The organism is Microbulbifer taiwanensis (genome assembly GCF_014904815.1).
In the GTDB taxonomy this organism is placed as follows: domain Bacteria; phylum Pseudomonadota; class Gammaproteobacteria; order Pseudomonadales; family Cellvibrionaceae; genus Microbulbifer; species Microbulbifer taiwanensis.
In genome coordinates this window covers 30753-45493 of sequence record NZ_JACZFR010000031.1, presented here as the reverse complement: position 1 = coordinate 45493, position 14741 = coordinate 30753, and the positions used below count along the sequence as shown (strand labels likewise).

8 protein-coding genes and 1 pseudogene are annotated in these 14741 nt (G+C 48.4%); 8 read left to right on the top strand and 1 reads right to left on the bottom strand.

The window, feature by feature from the left end; genetic code table 11:
* Positions 1 to 117 precede the first annotated feature (117 nt).
* From acnD to IG627_RS12245, 7 genes and pseudogenes are all read left to right on the top strand, one after another.
* A complete protein-coding gene (acnD, locus tag IG627_RS12275) occupies positions 118 to 2718 on the top strand; it encodes a Fe/S-dependent 2-methylisocitrate dehydratase AcnD (protein WP_264300007.1) in 2601 nt (866 codons plus the stop codon).
* Positions 2719 to 3049: 331 nt separating this feature from the next.
* Positions 3050 to 4228, top strand: a complete 1179-nt coding sequence (prpF, locus tag IG627_RS12270) for a 2-methylaconitate cis-trans isomerase PrpF (protein ID WP_193192663.1) — start codon at positions 3050 to 3052, stop codon at positions 4226 to 4228.
* Between the two features lie 425 nt (positions 4229 to 4653).
* Positions 4654 to 6174: a YaaC family protein gene (locus tag IG627_RS12265; RefSeq protein WP_193192662.1), complete on the top strand. Its 1521-nt coding sequence runs from the start codon at positions 4654 to 4656 to the stop codon at positions 6172 to 6174.
* A gap of 211 nt (positions 6175 to 6385) precedes the next feature.
* Complete coding sequence (locus IG627_RS12260) at positions 6386 to 7600, top strand: ABC-three component system protein (RefSeq protein WP_193192661.1); 1215 nt, start codon at positions 6386 to 6388, stop codon at positions 7598 to 7600.
* Positions 7597 to 8040, top strand: coding sequence for a three component ABC system middle component (locus tag IG627_RS12255; protein WP_193192660.1), 444 nt, complete (start codon positions 7597 to 7599; stop codon positions 8038 to 8040). Before IG627_RS12260 ends, IG627_RS12255 begins: the two co-directional genes overlap by 4 nt.
* Positions 8037 to 9890: a DUF3732 domain-containing protein gene (locus IG627_RS12250; protein WP_193192659.1), complete on the top strand. Its 1854-nt coding sequence runs from the start codon at positions 8037 to 8039 to the stop codon at positions 9888 to 9890. Before IG627_RS12255 ends, IG627_RS12250 begins: the two co-directional genes overlap by 4 nt.
* 94 nt (positions 9891 to 9984) lie before the next feature.
* Positions 9985 to 10392: pseudogene (locus IG627_RS12245) on the top strand (transposase); the annotation flags it as partial.
* A 206-nt stretch (positions 10393 to 10598) separates the two neighbouring features.
* Here the strand turns inward: IG627_RS12245 and IG627_RS12240 are convergent.
* A complete protein-coding gene (locus IG627_RS12240) occupies positions 10599 to 11495 on the bottom strand; it encodes a hypothetical protein (RefSeq protein WP_193192658.1) in 897 nt (298 codons plus the stop codon).
* A gap of 858 nt (positions 11496 to 12353) precedes the next feature.
* On the opposite strand from IG627_RS12240, the gene IG627_RS12235 reads away from it, so the two are divergent.
* Positions 12354 to 14735 (top strand): TonB-dependent receptor, encoded by a 2382-nt coding sequence (locus IG627_RS12235; RefSeq protein ID WP_193192657.1) that lies wholly within the window; start codon positions 12354 to 12356, stop codon positions 14733 to 14735.
* Positions 14736 to 14741: the final 6 nt, after the last annotated feature.

The window sequence follows — 14741 nt, the reverse complement described above, 5'->3', positions numbered from 1 at the left end:
CGGCCCATGGCCGCGATCGGACTCTATCGCAACCGTAGATATCAATCGCGGCCATGGGCCGCTCCTACAGTTTCGTGCCGGAATTTGACCACAGATACGAGTAGACAGATTTACCAAATGATGAACACCGAATACCGCAAAAACCTCCCCGGCACGGACCTCGATTACTTCGACACCCGCGCCGCCGTCGACGCCATCCAGCCCGGCGCCTACGCCAAGCTGCCGTACACCTCGCGCATCCTGGCGGAAAACCTGGTGCGCCGCTGCGAGCCGGAAAATCTGGCTGCAGCGCTGAAGCAGATCATCGAACGCAAACGCGAACTGGATTTCCCCTGGTTCCCCGCGCGTGTGGTGTGCCACGATATTCTCGGCCAGACCGCACTGGTGGACCTCGCCGGCCTGCGCGACGCCATTGCGGAGCAGGGCGGTGACCCGTCCAAGATCAACCCGGTGGTACCGACCCAGCTGATCGTCGACCACTCCCTGGCCGTCGAGCACCCCGGTTTCGAAGAAAACGCATTCGAAAAGAACCGCGCAGTGGAAGAGCGCCGCAACGAAGACCGCTTCCACTTTATCAACTGGACCAAGTCCGCATTTGAAAACGTCGACGTGATTCCGCCGGGCAACGGCATCATGCACCAGATCAACCTGGAGAAGATGTCCCCGGTGGTACAGGTGCGTGAAGGTGTCGCCTTCCCGGATACCTGTGTCGGTACCGACAGCCACACCCCGATGGTGGATGCACTGGGCGTCATCTCCGTCGGCGTCGGCGGCCTGGAAGCCGAGAGCGTGATGCTCGGCCGCGCCTCCTATATGCGCCTGCCCGATATCATCGGCGTCGAACTGACCGGCAAGCTGAACCCCGGCATCACCGGCACCGACCTGGTACTGGCCCTGACCGAGTTCCTGCGCCGCGAGCGCGTGGTCGGCGCCTACCTGGAATTCTTTGGCGAGGGCGCGTCCAACCTGAGCCTGGGCGACCGCGCCACCATCGCCAACATGACGCCGGAGTACGGCGCCACCGCCGGTATGTTCGCCATCGACGAGCAGACCATCGACTACCTGAAGCTGACCGGCCGCGACGACGAGCAGGTGGCCTTGGTAGAAAAGTACGCGAAGGAAACCGGCCTCTGGGCGGAAACCCTCAAAGACGCCGAATACGAGCGCGTACTGAAATTCGATCTCTCTTCCGTCGGCCGCAACCTGGCCGGCCCGTCCAACCCACACGCGCTGCTGCCGGTATCCGAACTGGCCAACCGCGGTATCGCCAAGGAATGGAAGGAAGAAGAGGGCCTGATGCCCGACGGTGCCGTGATCATCGCCGCCATCACCAGCTGTACCAACACCAGCAACCCGCGCAACATGATTGCCGCCGGCCTGATCGCTCGCAACGCCAACAAGCTGGGCCTGACCCGCAAGCCGTGGGTGAAAACCTCCCTGGCACCGGGCTCCAAGACGGTAAAAATGTACCTGGAAGAGGCCGACCTGCTGCAGTATCTGCAGCAGCTGGGCTTCGACGTGGTCGCCTTTGCCTGCACCACCTGTAACGGCATGAGTGGCGCGCTGGATCCGGCTATTCAAAAGGAAGTGATCGACCGCGACCTGTACGCGACGGCCGTGCTGTCCGGCAACCGCAACTTCGACGGTCGCATCCACCCCTACGCCAAGCAGGCCTTCCTGGCCTCGCCGCCGCTGGTAGTGGCCTACGCGATTGCCGGCACCATGCGTTTCGATATCGAGAAGGACGCACTGGGCCATGACAAAGACGGCAACCCGGTCACCCTGAAAGATATCTGGCCGAGCGACGAAGAGATCGACGCGATCGTGAAACAGAGCGTAAAGCCGCAGCAGTTCCGCGATGTCTATATCCCGATGTTCGACCTGAACAAGGCGGAAGAAGAGAAGGGCAAGCCCCTGTACGACTGGCGCCCGATGAGCACCTATATCCGCCGCCCGCCCTACTGGGAAGGTGCACTCGCCGGCGAGCGCGCGCTGAAAGGCATGCGCCCGCTGGCGGTGCTCGGTGACAACATCACCACAGACCACCTGTCGCCGTCCAACGCCATCCTGGCCAGCAGCGCCGCCGGCGAATACCTGGCGAAAATGGGCCTGCCGGAGGAGGACTTCAACTCCTACGCGACCCACCGCGGCGACCACCTGACCGCCCAACGCGCCACTTTCGCCAACCCGAAACTGCTGAACGAAATGGTGCGCGACGACAACGGCAACATCCGCCAGGGCTCACTCGCCCGCGTGGAGCCGGAAGGCCAGGTGACGCGCATGTGGGAAGCCATCGAGACCTATATGGACCGCAAGCAGCCGCTCATCATCGTGGCCGGCGCCGACTACGGTCAGGGCTCCTCCCGCGACTGGGCCGCCAAGGGCGTGGCGCTGGCCGGTGTGCAAGCCATCGTCGCCGAAGGCTTCGAGCGCATCCACCGCACCAACCTGATCGGCATGGGCGTACTGCCGCTGGAATTCCAGCCCGGCACCACCCGCCAGACCCTGGAACTCGACGGCACCGAGACCTACGATGTGATCGGCGAACAGAAGCCCCGCGCTACCCTGACGCTGCTGATCCATCGCAAGAACGGCGAAACCGTAGAAGTCCCGGTAATCTGCCGCCTGGACACCGCCGAAGAAGTCTCCATCTACGGCGCCGGCGGCGTACTGCAACGCTTCGCCAAGGACTTCCTCGAAGCCGAAGCGACAGCCTAAAATAGGCGACTCGTTATACCTGCCACCTTCGCTCGTCATACCGGCGAAGGCCGGTATCCAGCGTCGCGGCACTGGATTCCGGCCTAAGCCGGAATAACGAACAAACGTAGGGTGCGCCGCGCGCACCACCAGACACCGGTTCTGGCATAAACCCCGAACCGGTACGAACGGCACACCCTACGTAAGGCAAAACCCAATTTCACGCGTTGTCGTCATTCCGGCGAAGGCCGGAATCCAGGAACCACTGAGCTGGATTCCCTTCCCCGAGGTGACAAATGAACACTGAACGGGGCGGCCACACCCCAAAAAAAACGATTGAATGAGTAAACCTATGACTCATCCCCCCCAAATCAAAGTCCCCGCCACCTACATGCGCGGCGGCACCAGCAAAGGCGTCTTCTTCCGTCTGCAAGACCTGCCCGAACCCGCCCAGGTCCCCGGCCAACCGCGAGACAACCTCCTGCTAAGAGTAATCGGCAGCCCCGACCCCTACGACAAACAAACCGACGGCATGGGCGGCGCCACCTCCAGCACCAGCAAAACAGTCATCCTGTCCAAGAGCGAACAGCCCGACCACGACGTCGACTACCTCTTCGGCCAGGTCTCCATCGACAAACCCTTCGTGGACTGGTCCGGCAACTGCGGCAACCTCACCGCCGCCGTCGGTGCCTTCGCTATCAACAGCGGCTTCGTCGCTGCCGAGCGCATTCCCGAAAACGGCATCTGCACCGTGCGCATCTGGCAGGCCAATATTAAAAAGACCATCGTCGCCCACGTACCCGTCACCAACGGTGAAGTACAGGAAACCGGCGATTTCGAACTGGACGGCGTCACCTTCCCCGCGGCCGAGGTTCAGATCGAGTTTATGGACCCGGCCGACGGCGAGGGCGCCATGTTCCCCACCGGCAACCTGGTGGACGAACTGGAAGTACCCGGTGTCGGCACGTTGAAGGCCACCATGATCAACGCCGGTATCCCCACCATCTTCGTCAACGCCGAAGAGATCGGGTACGAAGGTACCGAGTTACAGGAAGCCATCAACGGCGACGACAAGGCCCTGGCCATGTTCGAAACCATCCGCGCCCACGGTGCGGTGAAGATGGGGCTGATCGACAAGGTGGAAGACGCAGCCGGCCGCCAGCATACCCCCAAGGTCGCCTTCGTCGCGCCGTCGAAGGACTATGCCGCATCCAGCGGTAAAGAAGTTGTGGCCGCCGATATCGACCTGCTAGTGCGCGCTCTGTCCATGGGCAAACTGCACCACGCCATGATGGGCACCGCCGCCGTCGCCATCGGCACCGCCGCCGCCATTCCCGGTACCCTGGTCAATCTGGCCGCCGGGGGAGGGGAGCGCAATGCCGTTACCTTCGGCCACCCGTCCGGCACCCTGCGCGTTGGCGCGGAAGCGGAAGTCGTCAATGGGCAGTGGATTGCTACCAAGGCGATTATGAGCCGCAGTGCGCGAATTCTGATGGAAGGACGGGTAAGGGTGCCTGGCGCCTGCTTCTAGTCTGGCTTGCAGTGGGAGCCGCGGATAGCGGCAGGTACTGTTTAAGCTGATTTCGGGAGTCGAAAAAGCGAGCCTCGATTGAGGCTCGCTTTTTTTATGTGTGCAACTGCCCGCTTAAATTTTAATCGATATTCAATTTGTAACTATCTAATAGAGCAGTATCTGGCGTCAAATTCATCAAATGAAAGCCAATTCGTTGACTTAAAAGGGGATTTAAATAACATCGAGTGCGACGATATAAAGGTTTATAGAGATGCTGTGCCATATAACACTTTTCGAAAGACAGCCCCTTCCATTACAAGCAATTGATTAATTGGGTGTTTGGGACAATAGATGGTTGGTTTATCGCAGGGTTAACGGGAACTGAATTATATAGCAGTGTCTGTTTAATAAGCTGTTAGATGAAAGTCGAGAAATAGAGAGTAATGGATTCAGGAAAAGAAACAAGGTTAGGGATTCTAGAGGTCAATGCAAAACGCGATATTATTGAGCCTTTTGAAAAACACAATTGGGAATGCTCAATCGATGGGCAATTTCCCAACGGGGAATATATTGTAATAAAACTGAAAAAGTCTAACGCTGAGTTTAAAATTGGGTTGCTGTATTCTTGCGCTACTGCAAATGGAATTTACAAAGTATTAGATAATATTGTCGACTTAATAGTTATCAATGGCAGTTTTTATCATCTTGAATCATATGCCTACGGAATTGAAACAGAAGTAATCGAAAAATCTAGTATCCAATCATATATTATCAAATGGAATTCATTAGTTTCTAATGGGAAGGTTTCTACTGGCGGACCAGAAAAACCTAAGATCAAGCCAAGAGAATTTGCAAGCTATATTCAATCAGAGAATCCCATTAAACAAATTTGGAGCAGAATTAAGCAGTTTAAGACCAAAGGCCTATCAAAAAAATTGGTTGTTGAGAGATATGTTTCAATGGGGCTTAGTTATTCCAATGAGATAGCTGAAGCTAAAGCTGAGGGGTTAGCATTCTGTATTCAAAATGGCTGTGATTACTTTGAAGCGGCAAGTGAGCAAAAGTTAAACCAGAGAATTGTAAGTCTATATTACGGAGGAATAGCATTTGCATCTGCGGAAATGCTTGCATCCCCAGAAGGCCCTGCATCGCTTGATGAAGTGGAGAATATGACTAAATATGGTCATGGCCTTTATACATTTGATTCGGTTGACGATAATTCCTTTGAAGGTTTTTTAGTAGGAGTGCTGTCGAACGGATTTTTCAAGAAATGGGTAGAATTCTTAGGCGCTGATGTTTCATCTTTTCCAGCTAAAAAGCCAAAAAAGCCTGCCGATATAGATCTATCAAAAAGTGAAGTCACTACTCTTATTGAGTTATTCTCAAGAATACCCGAGCTAGAAGATCTATTCTTGCTAGTCACAAACTCCCCACCCAATTGGCTGACCTTTAATCATGATTCAGAGGCAAATGGTAGTTTTGGATTTAACCAGCCGAGACTTAGAGAAACTTATGTTACGATCAATGATATTTCATGTTCTAAATCGAAAGAAGATATAGCGGCTTTATCACTACCAATAGACCAAATTGAATATCAGGTGTCCGAATATCCCGGCCTTCATTTTAAAGCATTAGTTAAACACCCTGAAGAAGAATATTGGCACGGAGCGATCAAACAGCATCGCAGTCCATACACCAGTTCTAGCGTAATAATTCCTGTATTCGGATCAGTGGGTGAATACAGGGCGATATGCGTTGCCTTGCTTTACTCCCTATCAATATTAGTTCGTTATAGGCCTAGTATTTGGAGAGAAGTAGTTTCAGGCAAGCATGAAAATTATTTCGTGCTAATAGAGGAGTTTTTGGATGTCTATGAACGTCTTGCACCTCAAGAATTTTTTGAGAACCTACTATCAAAACAGGTTCATGTTACTCAATCAGGGTCTCTGTTTGCTCAGATGTGACAAGTCACCTAACGAGGCATTAACTACGTACCTAATGGGGCCGGTCAGCCCACGCTGTGCTCCAGCTGCTGGTTATGGCAGCGTCATACAGTAATGTTACGAGTATCCGATGTCGAGCCAGAGCAGGCTTGAAAGGCGCAAGTTGTCATTGCATTTCGTATGGTCTGAATTGCAACAGAGATGAACTGACGAAAATTGGAAAGAGTTTAATGTGACCAGTAAGCCTCATACTGAAAAAACATCTGCCGCAGGGACAATTGCTGGATTTGATTTCCAGTATTACTATTTCTTGTATAAGCTGCTGACACTCAAGAAAGGCGAAACGATTGGATTTGAAGCTTTGGATGATGTACATACTCAGCTAAACAATAATCACCAAATTCTTATTCAAATCAAGCACACTATCCAAAAAAAAACTGATGGAACTGCCGCCAATTTAACCGAGCTTGATCCCGACTTATGGAAGACGATGCATAATTGGAGTGCTGTGATAGCAGATGAAAATGACGGCCGAGTAAGTCTGAATGATCAGTTAAAATTTGTAGGGAAAACCACCTTTGTCTTGGCAAGTAATAAGTCATTCTCATCGAACAACACCTTTTTATCAAACCTTTCTGATTTTCAGGTCGGAAAAATTAATTTTGGGAAAATAAATAACTACCTCAAAGAACTGTGCGAATCTACTAAATCAGAAGAAACGAAGAGTTATCTAGGTTCAGTTATTAGCCTGGGTGAAGCAGTCTTGAGTAAGTTCTTATGCAACATAAAATCCGAGTTGAATGTTGACAGCATAATTGACCAGTGCAAAACAGCTCTCGAGGAAAAAGATGTTAATCCAAGAGAAATTGAAAATCTATTTAATCAGTTAGATTCAGTTGTACGACAAGATATGTTTAAGAACTTCTCTGATAGCAAAAAGCTTATTTATTCTTTTGAAGAAAGAAGTCGTAAGTTTCGCAGATACTTTGATATCGCAAACAACCCTGAACTCAAGATACGGAAATTTGAAGGCGGACTCCCTGATAGAATAGAAGAGCAAATTTTTATTAAGCAGCTCTTAGAAATAGAAGATATTGAACTGAGCGAGCAGGAAGTCATCCAAAATTATACTCGTTATAGGCTCATGCTAGAAAGTAATTTGTCTAATTGGGTTGATGAAGGTCAGCTGACATCTGAAGAAATTGAAATATTTGAAGATGAAATTTTTCGTCAGTGGGAGACGGAATTTAGATCGTCATATAGGAGGAGGGACAATCCTGGTGAGTATGTTGATATTGCCCACAAGATCCTGAAAGCAATGAGAGGCAAGGAGCTTTCAATATCAGGGCAAAAATTACTGTCAGATATGGGGCATGGGAGCCTATACAGCCTATCAAACAAGCCTGTAATTGGTTGGCATAAAGATTGGAAAGAAAAGTACAAGTGAGAACAGATACTATAAATAACTTGGCCTTTGCCTCACTGGCAATTGCCATGGTCATAGAAAAATCAGAAAAGCTTGAGCTAACAAAAGCATTGCTAATAATGCCTTTCTTGGCGCACAAAGAACTTCTGTCATATTTGGCTAATGGGAAAACCAAGGTAAGGGGCCTCGATAAGTTAATAGTGGATAAGCTTCACTGCTTTTCAAATTTTAATAAACGATACTACGATAATTTGAGTACATCCTTAAATGCACTGCAATTTCTCTCTGAGGTCGATGTGGTGTCAATAGAGAACTCAAATATCGTTTCGAGAGAGAAAGTTGAATGCGTGAATTCAATGGGCGGTCGACTAAAGAGAGCCTTAAAAGCCTCTGATAATATTGCAAAGATTTTAAATGAAGATGCATCAAGCCTGTATTTGAACTTAAGGGTTGAGCTATGAAGTTTTCAATAAAAAAAATAATCCTTTGGATGAATGATGAAGGTGGCTATAGGAGAGAGCTTAAATTTGAAGAAGACAAAGTAAATGTGATAACTGGAGAGTCAAACACTGGGAAAACAGCAATTCTGCATATTGTTGATTACTGCCTTTTCGCATCAAAGCACAAAATAGCCGAAAGCCAAATAAATGAAAATGTAGCCTGGTATGGGCTTAACTTTAAAGTTAATGACAAAGATTTCACTATAGCAAGAAAATCACCCAACAAAAACAGCGTATCAAGTGATTATTACTTTTCATCGACAGGTAAGATTCCTGAGCTCCCATCTCCGAACATGACAGAGGGAAGCCTCAAAGAGATACTGGAAACTGAATTTAATATTGATAAGGATGTAAAAATTCCATTTGGTGGTAAATCCTTAAAGGCCGACAGTAAAATTTCATTAAGATATTTCATGTTATTTTGCACCATCTCAGGAGACATAATTCAGCATAGCGAAGTTTTTTTTGATAAACAAAATGACAACAGATACAGGGAGGCGCTTCCTCGGGTTTTTGACTTGGCTGTAGGGATTGAGACAGTTGAAAACATTCTAAAGCGCGAGAAAAAGCTATCTCTGCAAGCCAGGCTGGTGAAAATAGAAAAAAAGAACAAACAAATTTCAGAGAGAAAATCCGAATTTCATGAGGATCTTCAAAGTATCGCCATGGAAGCAAAAGAATATGGGCTTATTGATGAAGTCGATGATATCCCAAGCTCAATAGAATCCCTAAAGTCTGTCATTGATGATGGAATTAACCAAGCTTATAGCGCAAAAGGCAACAGGTTTGATAAAATAATATCAGAGAAGAACTTGCTAGAGAGAAAAGTGAGAAATCTTATGAGGTTTCAATCTGCATACAACGAGTACAAGTCTAGCCTAAATGTCATTGAGGACAGCTTGAAGCCAGTAGAATACTGGAGAAACAAAGATGAAATAGTAAAAACGTCCATTTTTGACACTCTGATAACTTCACTAGAAGAAGACTTGCAGAAAATTAAGCATCTCAATAAAAAGAGAACACCAATTGACGGGAAAACCACTGATGAAATAGCCGCGTGCAGGCGTTTAATAAATGAACTTGAGCAGGAGGCGAAAGGTTTGCCCAGGCAGGTCAAAAGCTTTGGGGACGATAGAGATAAGTACATTTTCCTTGGCCAAACAAAAACAAAGCTAGATCTTTATCATCCAAAAAATGATTTTGATAAAATAATATCAACAGCAGAAATTGAAGGTCAGATAAGCTCCATTCAGGTTATTGATACTACAGAGAGCAGGGAGTTGTGTGTCAAAGTTTTAGAGGAAATAATTCAAGACTACATGAAATTAGTCGAGCCATCTCTAGAGAATTATGGCGGCTACTTACCCGTCTTCAATTATAAAGATAAAAAGCTTGATTTTAGGAAGCCAAAAACGACTTATGTTGAAGCTGCCGGAAGCAGTTCAAACGATATGTTTAAACATTTGTTTATGTTTTTAGGGCTTCATGAACTAATGCTGACCAAAAACACTAATCACGTTCCTTCTTTTTTATTAATTGATCAACCAAGCAGGCCATATTATGGCGAAGAAGAAAATGTCTCTGAGACAAGGCTGCAACACTCGGATAGGGCAAAAGTTATAGATGCGTTTAAGCTATTGGATGGTTTTATAGGCAACGTTTTGAGCGATATGAAGCAATCCTTTCAAATGATTGTATTTGAGCATGTCCCAAAGGATTACTTTGATGACTTTGATAACATTCATTTGGTTGAAGAGTTTCGAGACGGAAATGCACTCGTTCCTCAGAAATATTTGAATAGCTTAAAATAGGGGGATAGGGATAACTGGGTCACCCGTTTTGAATAAAATAGATCGGGTCAGAGTAAAGTTTTGTCGTTAAATTGAACGGTGAATTTAGGTGCCAAAATTTTACTCTGCCCCCCCCCAATATGTAAAGGAAATCTATACCGCGGCCACAGAAGCGGCTGCTCAGACGGAGCGAGACCGTTTTGCAGAGAAGTGGGATGAAATCTATCCGCAGATTAGCAAGTCTTGGGCCACGCACTGGCCAAACCTGATCACACTATTCGAGTACCCGCCGGAGATACGGAAGGTGATCTATACCACCAACGCCATTGAGTCGCTGAACAGCGTCATCCGCAAGGCCACCAAGCAGCGTAAAGTGTTCCCCACTGACGACTCCGCGATGAAAGTCGTGTACCTAGCTATGCAGGTCGCGTCGAAAAAATGGACGATGCCGATCCGCAACTGGAAGCCGGCTCTAAACCGATTTATGATCGAGTTCGGTGATCGACTCGCCGACTACCAGTAAGCAACCGGCAGGGGTAGTTATACAGAATTATTTACACTCTCGTGGGTGTCCAATTCAATTCTTCTCCAATTCAATTCTTTGGTGGGTGTCCAATTCAATTCCAGAGTCAGAGTGCTAGTTGTACATCCATTTGGCTTGATACACATACTTAAAAGAGTTGACCACTACATACACTTTATATATCCCTATTGAACCATTGGGTTATATCAAGAATTCCTTGCAAATGGTTTATCATGAAGTGAATATGGGAACAAAGAATCTAGCTCATCAATTTCCTTATCAATCGCATAAGCATCCAATTCTTTAAGGCGACCACCAGGATCTTTCCGGTAATATATCTTTCCTTCCTTAACTTCGAATCTATTTCTAAAAGTCAAATATCTGGATAGCTCCTTGTTTTTCAGCTCCCAGCGCATCCGTAAATACGCATGGAGCGTCAATGGGTCAGAATCCTTTAATGGGTCTTTAAAATTTGGCGGAAACACGGAAAATCTATAAATAACAGAAATAGCATCAATTGGAATCCAACTTTCAACACCATATGCAGCCGAAATCAATGCTGCTTCTCCGAGAGTCAATTTTGCATTCTGAGAACTCCCGAGATAAAAAATAGATGGCAAGCATTCCTCTCCGGATTGAAAAATATTTGAAAATCTGTGTCGTTGATAGTCATGTTCCGCTAGATATAAAATCTGATGTGCGTCAAAAGTAATGTCCTTTGCCAAGTCATCCGATCGTCTAATTAACCTTGCTGAAGTAATCCAACATAAAGGGTCATTAGTGATAGATGAATCAGATTCAACCAATACAGTATAGGCTTTATCAAGTAATTCTATTGATTTATCAAGAAACACCTTTGACTGTTGAGTTTGTTCATAATTATTGTGCTGAATCCATGTATAAATAAGTGTTCCCGATAGTACTGCTAAAATTAAAGTCTGAACGTAGTCAGAAATTTTGATATTCTTCTCAACTAAAATAAGTGTAACTAAAATATACGTCAACCCCAGAGCTATTGAGGCAGCAACAATAGAACCTACCCATATAACCCAGGGCTGCAGATTAGCCAATTCTTTATTGCTAGGGAATTTGATTTTTTTCATTTACGTGACTCACATAAATAAAACAGCGGGCATACAAATATTCTTCTTCGAACCTGCAGCAAAGAACGACGCTTATTATCACCTTAACAATGAAAATAACTTCCATTATTGGCGTGGTTTTCCTCTGCTGGTGATCAATCAGGCAGGAAATTATCTAGTTTTTCACGAAGGAGAATTAAAGAGCTATCCTGACCCGCATGGGATCTATTAGGAACAATAGCAATAAACTTCCGTTACTACACAACAATTAATGGGCTCACAACAATTAATGAGGTCACAACAATAATTGGGGTCAGCAGCGGCCTGGCAAGGCCGCACATTTTAGAGCGTGTACAGATCACGCAGATCACAGATCACAGGTCACAGGTCACAGGTCACAGGTCACGGAGTCAGGCCTTACATTTGACATGGTCCCATTAATGGGTAATCCCATTTATTCATTACGGCAGGTTAGTGTTGGCGACTGGTGGAATGCGGCATGCAGGAAATTCGAGTCACTATCTGGTGGTTTTTTATTCGATAGCGGATAGAGGAAGGAAAACCGAGGTTTTTTTAAACAAGTGAGCGGAGTTGCTTTGGGTCTCCAGCGGTTAAAAAGAGGTCCCAGGCGGGCTGGCTTGCTCAAAATACTATATATTCATGAAAGTCAGGATGGGTGAGACGCAAGTGGCGTTTCAAAACGTCCCGCGCGCTGCGTTACATAGCATGGTGCCGGTATTGCCCTTGAGTTGAACCGGCTGTAGGCATCCGGGCTCTGATGTAGCTTTCACATTCCAGCGACTTTTTAGTCACATTGGCGTTGCTAACCTCCCAGCGTTTCACCAAATAAATACGGCAGATCGTTGGAGGGATAGCAAGATGAGCGGGCAATTGAAACAGGGATCGCGGTTGACACTATCGGCGCTCCTGATTGGGTTTCCACTTTTTACCCACGCAGCAGAGGCGCCCGGTGCGCTGACTTTCGTAGTCAGAGATCAGAATACTGACCGGCCACTCTCAGCCGTGCAGGTCACGCTCGAGGAGCGGGAAACCAATTCCACGCGATCTGTAGAAACCGACGCACAGGGTCGCATTGTCGTTGAACAGCTCGACCCCGGCCTCTACTCGGTGAGGGTGGCCAAAGACGGGTTCAATGCGTTGTATGAGCCAAGTGTACGCGTGGTTACGCGCAAAAATATCAAGCTTGAATTCGAGCTTGGAGCACAGGCAATAGAAGAAGTGGCGGTTCTCGGACAGCAAGCTGAACCATTATCAGTTAACAGTGCCTATCTCGATAGAGAAGCGTTGCGAAGTGCTGTTGGCGGCGGCGCAGATCCGCTTCTCTCGCTGGATGGTCTACCTGGCCTGGCATCCGCCAGTGAATTCGCGAGCTTTAGCGTACGCGGTCGTGGCCCGAGGGATAATTTGTTGTTCGTTGATGATTTTCCCTTTGATAAAGCGATACACTTTGATGCGACGCTGGGTGAAGAAGAAGATGTCGGTGGTGGCGGCCGTTTCTCGATTTTTGCACCGAACGTGATCAGCGGTGCAGAATTTTCACCGGGTGGGTGGAGCGCGGCTTATGGCGGCCGGGCGGCATCGCTACTCAAGCTGGAAGTCGCCGATGGCAATCCAAGCCCGTCAGCGAGTCTGCGCCTCGACCTTGCGGGCTATGAAGTGGGTTACGATGGCCCTATCGGTATCACTGAAGACTCGACTTTGCTCGTTTCTGCTCGTCGACTGGACTTCGGCTCATTTTTTGAAACGATCGAAGAGCTCGACATTGGAGCGCCTGTCTTGCGAGACGTCATCGTAAAGTCGGTCATACCGGTGAACCAGAACCACACCTTCGAAATCCTGCTGATGGATACCCACGAAGACTATACCCGCGGTGTGACGCATGTTTTTGCGTCACCCAATTTCGAAGATGCTGCACTTCAATATTCTGAACAGGATAGTGATTTGTACGGTCTGACATTGCGATCATTGATCGGTGAAGAAGCTGTATTGACCAACAAGGTATACTACCGCACAAGCGACAAGATCAGTTCAGAGGGTGAATCATTTCCTGATCTGGTACCTGCGGGATCGCCCGCGTCCAGCTTTCCGGTGCGGGAAGACATTATTACCATCGGTGAAGATGAGACAGAGATCGGCTGGAGAAGCGACTTCGAGACTGTGAATCAATGGGGCGTGTTCAGTGCCGGTGTTCGAGTAACGCAAATTGAACTGGACTACAACACCGACTTGGATGGTGATTGGGTCCGGTTTGTCTACGACGACGATGATTTTAGACCGGACCCCGATCAGCATTATATTGTGCTGACGCCCGAGAGCATCAACTCTTCACTGATTCAGAAGGAAACGAGCTACGCAGGTTATGTAGAGCAGCTCTTTGAGCTCGGCGATTGGGATTTTCGCACAGGCGTGCGCTTCGAACGGGACGGCTTTGCAGACGAAAGCTTCGCGTCGCCCAGGTTCAGCGTCAATTGGCGGCCGGGTAAGACAATCAGGTATTTTGCGACTGCAGGTCTCTTTCATCAGTCGCCACGGTTTTTAGAACTTGCCGCTAACGAGTTGAATGACCTTGGGACCGAAGAGATCACGCACGTTAGTTTCGGTTTCGAGTATTTCCCGAACAACAGCTGGTCGGTGTTGACTGAAGCCTATTATCAAAATCTGGACAGCCTGGTGGTAGACCTTGACCGGGCAAGCCGCACCTTTGCAAACGTTGGTGACGGCTCATCGTACGGCGTCGATGTCGTGGCCAACGGTACGATTCGCAAGGGCATTTACGCTACCGCAACCTACTCGTATAACGATGCCACGGTCGACCGGAAAGACGGTCGCGGTGCCGTTGCCGCCGAATTCAGCCGCGAGCATGTCGCGACCCTCGGTCTGACCTGGGAAGTCAGCAACCGCTGGAAGGTCGCCGGGCGCTATAAATACCTTTCCGGCAGGCCAGACGATGTGTTTATTATTCACTCAGACGTATTGGAAGCCGGACAACCCTTACGCTACTCGAAAGAGATCACTGAGCGTAATGTCGGTCGCAATAGCGGTTTCGGCTCGTTGAATGTTCGCGTGGACTATCGACGCGCATTTGGCCCCATCGATGTAACAGCCTTTCTCGATGTCATCAATGTAACGGCAGCGTCGTCGAGCGACGACACCGAGTTTGACTACCGTCGAGGTGTTGAAGTGGAAGATGAGAGCGAAGCCGAGCCGCTTATTGGGCTGCGGCTGGACTATGCCTGGTAGATCGTG

Excerpts from the sequence above, each read along its gene's own strand:
- acnD (WP_264300007.1), top strand. The coding sequence starts at position 118 with ATGATGAACACCGAATACCGCAAAAACCTCCCCGGCACGGACCTCGAT.
- prpF (WP_193192663.1), top strand. The coding sequence starts at position 3,050 with ATGACTCATCCCCCCCAAATCAAAGTCCCCGCCACCTACATGCGCGGC.
- IG627_RS12265 (WP_193192662.1), top strand. The coding sequence starts at position 4,654 with ATGGATTCAGGAAAAGAAACAAGGTTAGGGATTCTAGAGGTCAATGCA.
- IG627_RS12250 (WP_193192659.1), top strand. The coding sequence starts at position 8,037 with ATGAAGTTTTCAATAAAAAAAATAATCCTTTGGATGAATGATGAAGGT.
- IG627_RS12240 (WP_193192658.1), bottom strand. The coding sequence starts at position 11,495 with ATGAAAAAAATCAAATTCCCTAGCAATAAAGAATTGGCTAATCTGCAG.
- IG627_RS12235 (WP_193192657.1), top strand. The coding sequence starts at position 12,354 with ATGAGCGGGCAATTGAAACAGGGATCGCGGTTGACACTATCGGCGCTC.